Raw genomic sequence first — 12489 nt, 5'->3', positions numbered from 1 at the left:
GCCGACGATGCGTCCCTCCAACGCCGTTCCGACCGCCCTGAGTCGAACCCGCTCGTCGCTCGAACGCCTCTCCGCCGGGTTTCGCTGGCTCCTCGCCGCCCTCGTCACGGGACTCGTGGCGGCCCTCGGCCTGACCCGTTCGGGACTCCACCGCCTCGCTGCCCTCCGTGCGCCCGTCGTGCGGGTCGTCCGCGGTCCGCTCGCGGCGCTCGTCCTCGGTCGTCGAGCAGCCGTCTCCGTGATCCTCGTCGGGATCACGCCGGTCCTCGCGGCCCTGACCGCGGGCGCCGTCGCGTCGACGACCGGCTACCGCCCGCTCGAACGGTGGCTCGTCGGCACGTGGACCGGCACGGATCCCCGAATCGTCGTCTTCGTCGGCGCGGCCCTGCTCGTCGGGCTGGCCGCCGCCGGTGCCGCCGCGAGGGCGGGGCTGGTCCCCACGGGCCTCCTGGTCGCCGGCCCCGTCTTCGGCGTCGCCGTCACGCGCTACGGCACCGTCGTGTCCACGTACGGCGGCGAGCGGGTCGTCTCCCTGCCCGATGCCGTCGCCGTCGCGGCCGGCGTGGCCGCCGTCGGGAGCGTCGCCGTCGTCGCCGTCGGCTACCCGCTCGGGGCTGCGTGTCGACGGGCCGTCCGGATCGTCCGGACGGATCGCGGCGAACGTAACGAGGAATGATTACGTCTTCCCGTCAGTGTTAACACGTTCGACGGTGTATAGGCGTCCATGAGCACGGAGCACGCGAGCGGGGCGAGCGACGGTGTGGTGAAGATCACCCCCGAAGCCGCCACGCAAGCCCTCGAACTGATGGATCGCGAGGGGATGGATCTGGACGTCGGTGGCCTGCGACTGTTCGTCCAGCAGGGCGGCTGTGCGGGCCTCTCCTACGGAATGCGGTTCGACGACGAACCCGAAGAGGACGACATGGTGGTCGAGTCCAACGACCTGCGCGTGTTCGTCGATCCGGCGAGCGCCGACTACATCGGCGGGTCCGTCCTCGATTACGAGGCCGGCCTCCAGGCCGAGGGATTCCACGTCGAGAACCCGAACGTCGTCTCGGAGTGTGGCTGTGGGGAGTCCTTCCGAACCTGAGCCCGGGTCGTCGCTCGCGACCCGTTCGGCGCCCGACGACGTAACCGTCTACGTCGACCGGACGGCCCCCGATCGCGGCACCCACGGTCCGTTCTTCGTCGCCTACTGTTCCCCCGACTGCGACCGCCGGTGGGGCTACCTCTGTGGCAACTGCGACGCCTTCGACACCGCCATGGACACCATGGGGCGCATCGAGTGCAACGCCTGTGGCAACCTCCGGAAACCGGACCGCTGGGACGCCGCTCACGAGTGATCCCTCGCCGTGACAACACTTATCATCCGACCCGCCGTAGTGGCTCGTACATGGCCCCTGTTACCATGCCACCCGTCGAAGAGGCCCGGCGGATCTTCCGTCGCCTCGGCTACTCCGTCGACGGCGACGGGACCGATCTCCGGGCCGAGCGGAAATGGCGGACCGTCCACGTGACTGCACTCGACGCCGACGAGGCGTCCTCGCCGCGACGCTTGCGCGCGGACGGCGGGCGATCCGAGTATCGCCTCCGCTGTTTCGTCACGTGGATGGAGGCCGCAGGGGACCTCCGCGACCGACTCGCCGGACTCGATCCCGACTACGAGTGGGCGGTCATCGGCGTCGAAGACGCGGGCGAGGACTACGAAGTCGTCGACCGCGTCGGAACGGCGGCGTAGCCGCGCCGCACTTTTACGTCCCCGGCGACCACGCGGTAGGGTATGGCCGAGTTCGCACTCCAGTCCGACCTCGTCGGACGGGCGCTCGTCGAGTTCGTCGAGCGACTCGTCGACACCCTTCCGACCGTCATCACGGGCGTGGTCTTTCTCGTCCTGGCGGTCCTCCTCGTCAAACTCGTCCTCACGGTCCTGAATGCCGTCCTCGCGCGGACGATGCGCGGGCAGTCGCCCGTCTACCGACAGTTCCTGACGACGGTCGTCGCCGTCTTCCTCTGGTTCGGCGTCGGCCTCTCGACGCTCTCGGTGGCGGGACTGGAGGGCATCGCCGCGTCGCTCGGCACCGCCGCTGGCTTCGTCGCCCTCGGCGTCTCCTACGCCACGAGCGACATGATCGCCGACGCCGTCGCCGGCATCTACCTCCTCCGCGACCCCGACTTCGAGGCCGGCGACACCGTCCGCGTCGGCGACATGGAGGGAATCGTCCGGTCCATCGAACTCCGGAAGACCCGCTTCGACGTCGACGGCGACACCGTCGTCCGTGGGAACGCCGACATCGAGGCCCGTTGGACGAAAGTCGACCGCGAACGGGCCTGAGACCGGCGATTCCGTGCGCCCCGTTGTCATCCCGCCCGCGTGCTTTATGTCCGTTCCGTGTGAAATCGTGGTATGTTCGTGGGTCACGCCGCCGTCGCGTTCGCCATCGTCGCGGGCGGCGCGGTCCGGCGGGGCTGGACCGCGGAACGGGTCCTCGCCGTCGGTCTGCTGGCGGGGGCCTTCGCCGCGCTCCCCGACGTCGACATCGCGTACGCCCTCGTGGGCGTCGCGGCCGCCGCGAGCGGCGACGCCCTGAGCCTCGCGACCGCGTTCTGGTCGACGGGGAACCTCGTCCACCGTGCGGTCACCCACTCGCTGATACTCGCCCCGCCGGTCGCCCTCGTCGCGGCGCTCGCAGGCCCCGCCCGTCGGGACACTCGCCTCGGTGCGTTCGCCCTCGCCGCCGGCGTCGTCGTCCTCGCCTGGTCCGTGAGCGGCCCGCTCGGCGCCGTCGTCACCGTCCCGTTCGTCATCGGTGCGATGGCCCTCGGGGTGCTCGCCCGCCGATACACCGATCACGCCCCGCCGACGGTGTTCGCGGTGGGGCTGGTCGGCCTCGTCACCCACCCGTTCGGTGACCTCGTCACCGGCGAACCGCCGGCGATGCTCTACCCCCTCGACACGGCGCTCGTGGCCGAGCGTCTCGTCCTCGCCGCCGACCCGACGCTCCACCTCCTCGCCGCCTTCGGCGTCGAACTCGCGACGGTCTGGGCGGCCGTCGCCGTCGCCGGGGCCGCGACGGGACTCCGGCCCCGGACGGTCGTCTCCCGGCGGGCGAGCCTCGGTGCGGGCTACGCGGCGACGGTCCTCCTCATTCCGGCGCCGACGCTCGACCTCTCCTACCCGTTCGTGTTCTCGGTGCTCGGGGTCGGCCTCGTCGGCGCCCTACCGCGGGTACGTCTCGTCGGTACCGCCGACGGGCCGACCGTGGAACCGCCCGACTGGGTCGTCGCCGGCCTGACCGGGCTGTCGGCGATCACGGTCGCGTGGCTGGCCTACACCGTCGCCTACGTGGTCGTGGGGTGAGAGAGAAGGGGGCCTCAGTAGCCCCGCGAGATGAGGTACTCGGCGAGATCCTCGAGGAGCGATCGAGCCTCGTTGTCTGGGAGGGCATCGAGGTCGGCCTTGCTTTGCGCGACGAGCGAGCGGGCCTTCTCACGGGCGTACTCGATGCTGCCCACCTCGTTCAGCGTCTCGACCGCCGACTCGACGGCCTCGTCGGTGAGCGCGTCGGCGTCCTCGGCGTCGACCAGTCCGTCCACGTCGACGCCCTGTTGCCGGGCGTGGAGCGTGATCAGGGTCTCCTTGTTCTCGACGAGGTCCGAGCCGCGCTGCTTGCCGAGGCGCTCCGAGGGCACCGTCAGGTCGAGGACGTCGTCCTGGATCTGGAACGCGGTGCCCGAGTGGATGCCGTAGTCGTAGAGCGCGTCGACGACGTCGTCCTCGGCGTCGAGCAGGATCGCCGGCGTCGCGGCCGCGTCCCCGTACAGTACGGCGGTCTTGGACTCGACCATCTCCAGATACTCCTCCGGGAGCACCTCGGTCCGGTGTTCGAACTCGACGTCGAGGGCCTGGCCCTCGCAGATGCGCGTACAGGTGTTCGCGAGCATCCGCATCGCCTCCAGACCGTTCTCGGGGGCGGCCCCCGTCTCGGCCATGATCTCGAAGGCCGTCGAGTAGAGCGTATCGCCCGCCAGGATGGCGGTATCGACGTCGTAGGCCTCGTGGACGGCCGGCACGCCACGGCGGAGCGTGTCGTCGTCCATGATGTCGTCGTGAATGAGCGTAAAGGACTGGATGACCTCCAGGCTCAGGGCGCCGGCCATCACGTCGACGTCGTCGCCGTCGAGTGCGGGGAACTGCCGGTAGTCGACGGAGAGCGGGGGCACGTCCGCGATGGCCTCGGCGACCAGCAGCGACACCGTCGGTCGGAGTCGCTTCCCGCCGGCCTTCAGCAGGTACCGCGAGGCCTCCCAGAGCCGCTCGGGTTCCACGAGGGGAAGGTCCTCGTCGATGGCCGCGTTGACCTGCTCGCGGCGCTCGCGGACCGCGGCGAGCACCCGCTCTTCCGTCGAGTCGGCCGTCATTCCACCAGTTGGATCATGTTGCCGTTTCGCGTGACGTGCAGGTCACGGCCCAGGTCGTAGCCCTGACTCTCACACAGGTCGACGTAGGGGGCGAACCCTTCGAGGTCCTGGTGTGCGGGGATGACGTGCTGGGGCTGGAGGGCGTCGAGCATCTCGTAGTGGCCCTCCTGACGGAGGTGGCCGGAGACGTGGATGTCGTCGTAGATGCGGGCGCCCTGCATGCGGAGCAGACGCTCGGACTGGTAGCGCTGGCCCTCGTTGGTCGGCTCCGGAATGACGCGGGCCGAGAACAACACCTTGTCGCCGTCTTCGAGTTCGTAGGGGGTCTCGCCGCGACCCATCCGGGTGAGCATCGCCCGCGGCTCGCCCTGGTGGCCCGTCACGATCGGCAGGTAGTTCTCCTTGCCTTCCTTCATGATCCGCTTGAACGTGCGGTCGACGGACTTCCGGTGGCCGTACATCCCCAGGTCGTCCGGGAAGTCGACGAAGTCCAAGCGCTCGGCGGTGCCCGAGTACTTCTCCATCGAGCGCCCGAGCAGGACGGGCTGGCGTCCGATGTCCTTCGCGAACTCGACGAGGCTGGTGACACGGGCGATGTGGGAGCTGAACGTCGTGGCGACGATACCCCCGTCGTAATCCTCGACCGAGTACATCACGTCGCGGAGGTGTTTCCGGGCGACGGACTCGCTCGGCGTGCGGCCCTTCTTGTTCGCGTTGGTGCAGTCCTCGATGTAACAGAGGACGCCCTCGCCCTCGCGACCGATCTCGCGGAACCGCTTCATGTCGATCGGATCGCCGATGACGGGCGTGTGATCCATCCGCTTGTCCAGCCCGTAGACCACCGCGCCCTCCGGCGTGTGGAGGACGGGGTTGATCGCGTCGATGATCGAGTGGGTCACGTTCACGAACTCCAGCTCGACGGAGCCGGAGTCGCCGATGGACATGGTCTCGCCGGCGTCCATCTTGACCAGGTCGTTGTCGACGTTGAACTTGTTCTCGCCCTCGACCTGTTGTTTCACCAGTTCGATGGTGAAGGGCGTCGCGACGACGGGGGCGTCGTAGCGGTGGGCGAGTTTCGAGATGGCGCCGATGTGATCCAGGTGGCCGTGGGTCGGAACGATGGCCTGGACGTCGCCCTCGAGGTCGCTCATCACCCGGTCGTCCGGGATGGCGCCCATGTCGATCAGGTCGAGACTGTGCATCTGTTCGGTTTCGACGTTGTCGTGGATCAGCACCTGCGAGAGGTTCAGACCCATGTCGAAGACGACGACGTCGTCACCGGCGCGGACGGCAGTCATCTGCCGCCCGACTTCCTCGTAACCGCCGATCGTTGCGATTTCGATTTCCATGGTTAGCATTGAAATGCCACGGACGTGGCGGACCGCTCACGCAAATCCCGTCCTCGGGGGCCACCGGCCCCGGCGTCTTACAGCACGTCGGTCGCTGGTCCCCGCGTGCGGCCGCTGCCGCACTTGCCCGCGGGTCACTGGTAGCGGGCACTACACACCGGGGTAATAAAAACTACGTGGGTCCACGCCGCCGTCCGGCCTACCGCTCGGCGGGGACGCTGTCGGCCACGGCGTCGGCCCACGCGAAGGCGACGCCCGCACGCTCGGCGGTCAGGGCGTCGCGCTCGGAGTCGCCGACGAACAGCGTCCGCTCGGGATCGGCCCCCAACCGGTCGACCGTCGCCAGCAACGGCGTCGGATCGGGCTTGTGTGTCGCCACCGAATCCCGCCCGACGACGACGCCGACGTGGGCGGACAGGTCGTGCCGGTCCAGCGCCAGCCGACAGGCCGACTCGGCGTTGAGCGAACAGACGCCGACCGGTCGGTCCCGGTGCGGGAGGCGGTCGGCGAGCGGGAGGCGGATGGACCGCTCGGCGCCACGGCGCTCGTGGGCCGCGAGGATCGACTCCAGTTCGTCCGCCAGGCCGTGTTCGGGCGCGGTTTCGAGCAGGGACCAGAGGTCCGCGTCGGCGTCGACGCCCGCCTCGGCGAACGCCGCCGTCGCCTCCTCGGCGGCGGCCTTCCAGTTGACCGCCAACCTGACGAGCGTCCCGTCGAGGTCGTAGACGATGGCGTCGTGGTCGTCGATGCGGGTGCTCACGCCTCCGCGTACGTCGCCCCCGATAATGGGGGCTTCGGTCGGACCGTCCGGTGGCGATGACCTTCGTCAGAACTCTTTTGTGGACGTATCGAGTACCGATATTTATGCCGACGACCGTCGGTCACCACGGCCAGCGGATCGCCTTCGAGCGCACTCTCCCGCTCGCGAGGTGCTGTCCCTGTCCGTGTCTCACGCCCCGCCGACCGACGGAACCGTCCGCCCGCTTCCCGGCCCACGCGGCAACGCGTCCGCCGGTCGCTACGGGCGACCGCGGGCGGTCTCGTACGTATGCGTAACCTCCTCGCCGCCGCCCGCCGCCGCGTCAGCGAGGATCTCGCGGCGATCCGCGAGCGCGACCCGGCGGCCGGGAACCGCCTCGTCCTCCTCACCTGCTATCCCGGCCTCCACGCGCTGTGGATCTACCGGATCGCCCACCTGTGTTGGACGAGCGACCACCCCGTCCTCGCGCGCCTGCTGTCGCAGTTCGCCCGGCTGATTACGGGAGTCGAGATCCACCCCGCCGCGGAGATCGGTCGTCGCGTCGTGATCGATCACGGCATAGGCGTGGTGATCGGTTCGACCGCCGAGGTCGGCGACGACGTCCTCATGTACCACGGGGTCACGCTCGGGAACCGCCGGCCGGTCGACGGCAAGCGCCACCCGACCGTCGGCGACGACGTGATGCTCGGAGCCAACGCGACCGTCCTCGGGCCCGTGGAGATCGGTCGGGGGGCGACCGTCGGCGGCGCCGCGGTCGTCGTCGAACCGGTCGACCCCGACACGACGGTCGTGGGCAATCCCGCCCGTCCCGTGGGCGACACGCACCTCGTCGACGACGGGGAACCGGTCCGCGACGGGAACGCGGAGATCGATCGCATCGTCTGTGACGGGGGTCGCTGCTGAGCCGAGACCGGCGACGACGGGCGCTGACCGCTGCCGGCGCGCCGGCCGCGAGTTATTTACTGTCGGACGGTCTACATCTATTCATGTTCCGCCCCCCCACGGTGCTGTGTGTCACCCTGCTTCTGCTCGTGGCCCCCGCGGCTCCGGTCGCCGCCCAGTCGAGCGATACGGCAACGCTCACCGTCACCGTCCGCGACGCCGACGGCGACCCCGTCGGCGACGCCGACCTCGACGCGACGTGGTCGGACGGGTCGACGACGGCAACGACCGCCGCCAACGGCAAGGCGTTCGTGGACGTCCCCGCCGACGCCGAGGTCGAAATCGCCGTCACGCACCCGCGATACGTCCGGAACTCGCCGTACGTCGTCGAGTCCGCGAGCGAGCGCGAGGTCGAAATCGTCGTGTACCGCCGGAGTTCGGTCCGTCTGGAAGTGAACGACGACGACGGCTCGGTCGCCGACGCGTCGGTGCGCATCGAGCGGGGCGGGTTGACCTACGAGACGGGGACGACCGGCCCGGACGGCGTCTTCGAGTCCGACGACCTCCAGGCGGGAACGTACACCATCGTCGTCAGGAAGCCCGGCTACTACGTCCGGCGCAAGTCCATCGATATCGAGGGGTCGATCACGAACCGGGTGGCGCTGCGACGCGGCTCCGCGCCCGTGACCGTCCGCGTCGCCGATCCCTACTTCGATCCACCGCGTTCCGTCTCCGGGGCGACCGTCAGCCTCGGCGACGTCGCCACCGACCGGACGAACCGGACCGGGAACGTCACCGTGACCGCCCCGGTCAACACCGAGTACACCCTGCGGGTGACCCGCGACGGTTACCGCACCGTCGAGCGCGAGGTGACGGTCGACGAGACGGCCGAAACCGTCACGGTCGACCTCACGCGCACGCGATCGATCACGCTCGAAGCCGTCAACGAACGGGTGGTGGCGGGGGAACGGACGGTCCTCCGGGCGACCAACGCGTACGGCGACGGCGCGGCGGTGGCGGCGGTCTTCCTTGACGGGGAACGGGTCGGCACCACCGACGGGAACGGCGAGGTCACGGTGCGGATCGCCGACCCCGGCACGCACACGCTGTACGTCAGCAAGGACGGCGTCCGATCGAACGAGGTGCAGGTCGAAGCGATCGGCGACGGCGGGACGGCGACGCCCAGCGTGACGGAGACGACGGGGACGGATCCCACCGCGACCGGGACGCCGGCCACGACGACGGGGACCAGCCCCGGATTCAGCGCGTTCCCCGCTCTGTTCGCTATCCTCGCCCTCCTCGCCGTCGCCTGCGGACGCCGTTAACCGCCCCGCAGGGCCGCGACGACGTCGGCGGGGTCGGCGTCGAGGCCGCCGCCCTGCGCGAACGTCGGCCCGCCGCCACCGCCGCCGCCGAACCGCTCGGTCACCCCGTCGACGACGTCGCCGGCGTCCACCTCGCCGGTCGTCGCGACGACCACGTACGGGGCCGATCCCTCGCCCACGACCGCGAGGGCGTCGACGTCGTCCCCGACGCGTTCCTTCGCCGCCTCGCCGACCTCGTTGGGGTCGAAGTCGGCGACGGTGCCGATCCGCCAGACCGCCCCGTCGCGCTCGGCCGTCGGCAGATCGGCCAGCCGCGCGTCGAGCACCGCCGATTTGTACGTCCGTACCGCCGCTTCGAGGTCGTCGCGCTCCGCCCGCAGGGACGCGACCGCCTCGTCGAGGTCGGTGACGTTCGTATCGAGGTCGCGGGCGGCGTCGAGGGCCGCCCGGCGGACGGTCGCCCGGCGGTCGATCGCCCCGGGCCCCACCGCGAACTCGACGCGGGTGAGCCCCTCCCCCGGGTTCGACCGGTCGAGGACTTCGATCGGCCCGATCTCGCGAGTGTTCGCCACGTGCGTTCCGCCACAGGCGGCCACGTCCCAGCCCTCGACCTCGACGAGACGGACCGTGTCGGCGTCGCTCATCACGCCCTCTTCGGTCTTGGTGTTGAACGCCACCTCGTCGCGGGCGCGGGCCTCCTCGACCGGGACCTCCTCCCAGGAGACGGGGCGGGAGTCCCACACCGCCCGGTTGGTGAGCCGTTCGAGTTCCACCAGCACCGCGTCGTCGACGTCGGTCGTCGTCGCGAGGTCGACGCGGACCTTCTCGGCGTCGATGTCGAACCCGCCGTAGCCGAGGTCGTCGAGGAGTCGCCGGCCGGCGCCGTAGAGGAGGTGGCTCGCCGTGTGCGCACGCATACAGTACGTCCGGAACTCGTCGTCGATCACGCCGACCACCTCGTCCCCGGGCGACAGGTCCGGGTCCTCGGCGAGGTGATGTACCACGCCGTCGTCGCCGGCCCGCACGTCGACCACGGGGACGCCCGCGAGCGTGCCGCGGTCGGCGGGCTGGCCGCCGCTCTCGGCGTAGAAGTACGTCCGGTCGAGGACCACCTCGCCGCCCGCCGCGGCCGTGACGGTCGCCTCGAACTCCCGTACGTCGGGGTCGGCAGGAGCGCGCGTCTGCATAGGCGGGGGTCGGACTCGACCCATAAATCCGTTCGGCTCGCGGCCGGTCCGTCTCCGTGGCAATCCTCGGTCGGTGATTGGTTCCAGCGGTCGTGCTGAATCCAAGGCGCATACGTCGGCGGGTTGCTCGACGAAGAGGTTTTCATCCGGCGACATGAAGCCGCGGTATGGACCTCGATCGTGCCGCCAAGTTCGGGTCCGTCGGAGCCATCGGCGTCGTCCTCGTCGCTCTTGGGACCGTCGGCCTGATGCGACTGGCGTGGACCGAGAGGATCAGTGGCGCCGAGGGAATGGCCGTCGGCACCGTGGTGATCGTCGGTATCGCCGGGACGGCGATCACGATCCTGTTCCTGTTCGTGGTCATCGGGGCCTTCCTCGACCGGGAACTGGAAGCGAGAGAACTCGGCGATCCCGAGGAGTGAGATAGGACGACTGACCGAAGTGAGCTAACTCACCGGTAGACGACTCCGCTGTATCCCGCACCCCGGTCGTGCCGGACAGCGGGGTTCGACGGAGCCACCGATCCGCCTCACTCGTCGACGACGTCGATCCCGAACCGCTCCTCGACGGCGCGGACGAGGGAGCCGCCGACGCCGGCGCGCGTCGCCCGCCCTTCCTCCAGCGCGCGGACGTCGGCCTCGTCGGCGTCGAGTTCGGCGGCGAGTTCCTCGACCGTGAGGCCGGCGTCCTGTCGTGCGCTCTCGATCCGGTCGCCGTAGTTCGTGACGAGGTAGGGGAGCCGGTCGGACTCGTAGTCGGTCCCCTCCTCCTCCCAGCGCTTCGTGTTGCTGCGGGCGGCGTCGTAGACGCGCGCGGTGTTCCGGGCGGCGCGCTTCCGGCGGTTGGGTTCGTCGGCGTCGGTGCGCGACCCCGAGGACCCGGACGCGGAGTCGGAGCCGGAGCCGGAATCGGAGCCACGCCCGCCGGTGTCACCGTGTGGCGCACACTCGGAACAGACGAGCAACTTCGCGCCTGCGACCGTCGCCCGTTCGAGCGACGACGTCTCGCGACCGCAGAGTTCGCAGGCGTCGCCGTCGTCGCCGCCGCCGCCGGACCCCGTGGAGTACTTCGCCATACCCCGTGTACCCGGTCGTCCTATTTCAACTCCCTGCCCGAGCCGTCTCGTACGGCGTCTCGTCACCGTGTACCGGTGGTTCGCCAAGACGGTCCGGCGAACCACCGGTAACGACGTAGGAGAAACAGTATCACCCCCGGTGGAAGTCGACGGCGCGGCTCCCGTCGTCGCGGTGGACCGTCGTGCGCGCTGGCTCGGTCCGCGCCGTCGGCTCGCCGTCGCGGAGCACGAGCGTCCGCGGCGCGCGGGTGCGGAGCGCGTTGAACCCGTCGGGGCTGTCGAAGACGACGAGCGACCCTTCGGCGCCCTCCCGGAGGCCGTAGCCGTCGACCCCGAACACTTCGGCGTTCGCGTCCGTCAGCATCTCCCACAGCCGGGACACGTCGCCCCGCCCCGCCATGTGGGCGTAGTGGAGGAGGACGAACGCGGCGTCGAGGGGGTCGGCCTGGCCGTAGTGGTACCACGGGTCGAGCACCGAGTCGTGACCGAGGCCGACGGTGACCCCCGCCGCGTGCAGTTCGTCGATGCGGGTGTGGCCGCGCCGCCGCGGGTAGTCGTCGTAGCTCCCCTGGAGGACCGAGTTGTCGGGCGGGTTCGTTACGACGCTCACCCCGCTCTCGGCCAAGAGCGAGATCAGTTTGTCCGCGTAGGCGTTGTTGTAGGAGTGCATCGCGGTCGTGTGACTCGCCGTCGTGCGCTCGCCGATGTCCCGCTTGAGCGCCTCGCTCGCCAGCACCTCGGTGAACCGCGAGCCGGGGTCGTCCGTCTCGTCGATGTGGAGGTCGAGGGGTAAGTCGTGGGATTCGGCCAGATCACAGACCGTCCGGACGCTCTCGACGCCGTCCTCGCGGGTGTGTTCGTTGTGTGGGATGGCACCGATCACGTCGACGCCCATCTCGACGGCCTCCCGGAGCAGGTCCTCGTTGCCCTCGGCGGTGAAGACGCCGTCCTGCGGGAAGGCGACGACCTGGAGGTCGACGAGATCGGACACCCGGTCGCGCAGTTCGAGCAACGCTTCGACGGTCGTCAGCGACGGCTCGGTCGTGTCCGCGTGGGTGCGGATCCGCGTCACGCCGTTGGCGGCGTACCACTCCACGGTCCGGGTCGCCCGCTCGACGATGTCCGCGACGGTGATGTCCTCCTTGTAGGCCGCCCAGACGTCGATGCCCTCGGCGAGCGTCCCGCTCTCGTTCCACGACGGGTCGCCGGCGGTCCCCGTCGCGTCGAGGTGGACGTGCGGTTCGATCAGCGGCGGCGTCACCAGACGCCCGTCGGCGTCGTACCGGCGGTCGGCCGGAAACGACGACGGGTCACCTTCGCCCGCCGAGACGATCCGGTCGATGCGCCCCTCGCGGATCTCGACGTCGACGACCGCGCCGTCCAGCCGTCGACCACCCGTGACGATGTACTCGGACATACCGGGGCGACGACCAGCCGACACATATTCGTTGGCACTCCGTTTTCGAACGAACGTGTGCCTGTTTGCCAAAAT

15 protein-coding genes are annotated in these 12489 nt (G+C 70.0%); 9 read left to right on the top strand and 6 right to left on the bottom strand.

Features of this window, described 5'->3' with window-relative positions; genetic code table 11:
• The first annotated feature begins 7 nt into the window (after positions 1 to 7).
• The 6 genes from NO364_RS05405 (at position 8) to NO364_RS05380 (ending at position 3358) form a co-directional block, all read left to right on the top strand.
• Complete coding sequence (locus NO364_RS05405) at positions 8 to 676, top strand: DUF8071 domain-containing protein (RefSeq protein WP_257628725.1); 669 nt, start codon at positions 8 to 10, stop codon at positions 674 to 676.
• Positions 677 to 724: 48 nt separating this feature from the next.
• Complete coding sequence (locus tag NO364_RS05400; protein WP_157688404.1) at positions 725 to 1090, top strand: HesB/IscA family protein; 366 nt, start codon at positions 725 to 727, stop codon at positions 1088 to 1090.
• Positions 1068 to 1343 (top strand): DUF5816 domain-containing protein, encoded by a 276-nt coding sequence (locus NO364_RS05395; RefSeq protein WP_157688403.1) that lies wholly within the window; start codon positions 1068 to 1070, stop codon positions 1341 to 1343. The genes NO364_RS05400 and NO364_RS05395 overlap by 23 nt, the downstream gene beginning before the upstream one ends.
• A gap of 50 nt (positions 1344 to 1393) precedes the next feature.
• Complete coding sequence (locus NO364_RS05390) at positions 1394 to 1738, top strand: DUF7116 family protein (RefSeq protein ID WP_157688402.1); 345 nt, start codon at positions 1394 to 1396, stop codon at positions 1736 to 1738.
• A 42-nt stretch (positions 1739 to 1780) separates the two neighbouring features.
• Positions 1781 to 2332 carry a mechanosensitive ion channel family protein gene (locus NO364_RS05385; RefSeq protein WP_257628724.1) on the top strand — a complete coding sequence of 184 codons (552 nt, stop codon included), beginning with the start codon at positions 1781 to 1783 and terminating at the stop codon, positions 2330 to 2332.
• A gap of 72 nt (positions 2333 to 2404) precedes the next feature.
• Entirely contained in the window at positions 2405 to 3358 is a 954-nt protein-coding gene (locus NO364_RS05380) for a metal-dependent hydrolase (protein ID WP_157688400.1), read from the top strand.
• 14 nt (positions 3359 to 3372) lie between these two features.
• Here NO364_RS05380 and idsA3 read toward each other — a convergent pair whose 3' ends face one another.
• The 3 genes from idsA3 to NO364_RS05365 form a co-directional block, all read right to left on the bottom strand.
• Entirely contained in the window at positions 3373 to 4419 is a 1047-nt protein-coding gene (gene idsA3, locus NO364_RS05375) for a geranylfarnesyl diphosphate synthase (RefSeq protein WP_257628723.1), read from the bottom strand.
• Positions 4416 to 5768, bottom strand: coding sequence for a ribonuclease J (locus NO364_RS05370; protein ID WP_257629146.1), 1353 nt, complete (start codon positions 5766 to 5768; stop codon positions 4416 to 4418). The genes idsA3 and NO364_RS05370 overlap by 4 nt, the downstream gene beginning before the upstream one ends.
• Positions 5769 to 5967: 199 nt before the next feature.
• Complete coding sequence (locus NO364_RS05365; RefSeq protein WP_257628722.1) at positions 5968 to 6528, bottom strand: HAD family hydrolase; 561 nt, start codon at positions 6526 to 6528, stop codon at positions 5968 to 5970.
• Between the two features lie 288 nt (positions 6529 to 6816).
• On the opposite strand from NO364_RS05365, the gene cysE reads away from it, so the two are divergent.
• Both cysE and NO364_RS05355 read left to right on the top strand, forming a co-directional pair.
• A complete protein-coding gene (gene cysE, locus NO364_RS05360) occupies positions 6817 to 7431 on the top strand; it encodes a serine O-acetyltransferase (protein ID WP_157688396.1) in 615 nt (204 codons plus the stop codon).
• An 83-nt stretch (positions 7432 to 7514) separates the two neighbouring features.
• Positions 7515 to 8735, top strand: a complete 1221-nt coding sequence (locus tag NO364_RS05355; RefSeq protein WP_257628721.1) for a carboxypeptidase regulatory-like domain-containing protein — start codon at positions 7515 to 7517, stop codon at positions 8733 to 8735.
• Here the strand turns inward: NO364_RS05355 and NO364_RS05350 are convergent.
• Positions 8732 to 9922, bottom strand: a complete 1191-nt coding sequence (locus NO364_RS05350) for an alanyl-tRNA editing protein (protein WP_257628720.1) — start codon at positions 9920 to 9922, stop codon at positions 8732 to 8734. The genes NO364_RS05355 and NO364_RS05350 overlap by 4 nt on opposite strands.
• Positions 9923 to 10089: 167 nt before the next feature.
• On the opposite strand from NO364_RS05350, the gene NO364_RS05345 reads away from it, so the two are divergent.
• Positions 10090 to 10344 carry a hypothetical protein gene (locus NO364_RS05345; RefSeq protein ID WP_157688393.1) on the top strand — a complete coding sequence of 85 codons (255 nt, stop codon included), beginning with the start codon at positions 10090 to 10092 and terminating at the stop codon, positions 10342 to 10344.
• Positions 10345 to 10451: 107 nt separating this feature from the next.
• Here the strand turns inward: NO364_RS05345 and NO364_RS05340 are convergent, their stop codons facing one another.
• Together NO364_RS05340 and NO364_RS05335 are read right to left on the bottom strand one after the other, a co-directional pair.
• Entirely contained in the window at positions 10452 to 10997 is a 546-nt protein-coding gene (locus NO364_RS05340) for a helix-turn-helix domain-containing protein (protein WP_157688392.1), read from the bottom strand.
• Between the two features lie 130 nt (positions 10998 to 11127).
• Positions 11128 to 12414, bottom strand: coding sequence for a cytosine deaminase (locus NO364_RS05335; protein ID WP_257628719.1), 1287 nt, complete (start codon positions 12412 to 12414; stop codon positions 11128 to 11130).
• Positions 12415 to 12489 lie beyond the last annotated feature (75 nt).

Origin of the sequence: Haloplanus salinarum (assembly GCF_024498175.1) — an archaeon.
Lineage (GTDB): Archaea > Halobacteriota > Halobacteria > Halobacteriales > Haloferacaceae > Haloplanus > Haloplanus salinarum.
The sequence above is the reverse complement of the archived record's forward strand: the minus strand, read 5'-3'. Positions and strand labels throughout refer to the sequence as shown.

Bases quoted from the DNA above. Each gene is read 5' to 3' on its own strand.
- NO364_RS05405 (WP_257628725.1), top strand. From the start codon at position 8: ATGCGTCCCTCCAACGCCGTTCCGACCGCCCTGAGTCGAACCCGCTCG.
- NO364_RS05400 (WP_157688404.1), top strand. From the start codon at position 725: ATGAGCACGGAGCACGCGAGCGGGGCGAGCGACGGTGTGGTGAAGATC.
- NO364_RS05390 (WP_157688402.1), top strand. From the start codon at position 1,394: ATGGCCCCTGTTACCATGCCACCCGTCGAAGAGGCCCGGCGGATCTTC.
- NO364_RS05385 (WP_257628724.1), top strand. From the start codon at position 1,781: ATGGCCGAGTTCGCACTCCAGTCCGACCTCGTCGGACGGGCGCTCGTC.
- NO364_RS05380 (WP_157688400.1), top strand. From the start codon at position 2,405: ATGTTCGTGGGTCACGCCGCCGTCGCGTTCGCCATCGTCGCGGGCGGC.
- idsA3 (WP_257628723.1), bottom strand. From the start codon at position 4,419: ATGACGGCCGACTCGACGGAAGAGCGGGTGCTCGCCGCGGTCCGCGAG.
- NO364_RS05370 (WP_257629146.1), bottom strand. From the start codon at position 5,768: ATGGAAATCGAAATCGCAACGATCGGCGGTTACGAGGAAGTCGGGCGG.
- cysE (WP_157688396.1), top strand. From the start codon at position 6,817: ATGCGTAACCTCCTCGCCGCCGCCCGCCGCCGCGTCAGCGAGGATCTC.
- NO364_RS05355 (WP_257628721.1), top strand. From the start codon at position 7,515: ATGTTCCGCCCCCCCACGGTGCTGTGTGTCACCCTGCTTCTGCTCGTG.
- NO364_RS05350 (WP_257628720.1), bottom strand. From the start codon at position 9,922: ATGCAGACGCGCGCTCCTGCCGACCCCGACGTACGGGAGTTCGAGGCG.
- NO364_RS05345 (WP_157688393.1), top strand. From the start codon at position 10,090: ATGGACCTCGATCGTGCCGCCAAGTTCGGGTCCGTCGGAGCCATCGGC.
- NO364_RS05340 (WP_157688392.1), bottom strand. From the start codon at position 10,997: ATGGCGAAGTACTCCACGGGGTCCGGCGGCGGCGGCGACGACGGCGAC.
- NO364_RS05335 (WP_257628719.1), bottom strand. From the start codon at position 12,414: ATGTCCGAGTACATCGTCACGGGTGGTCGACGGCTGGACGGCGCGGTC.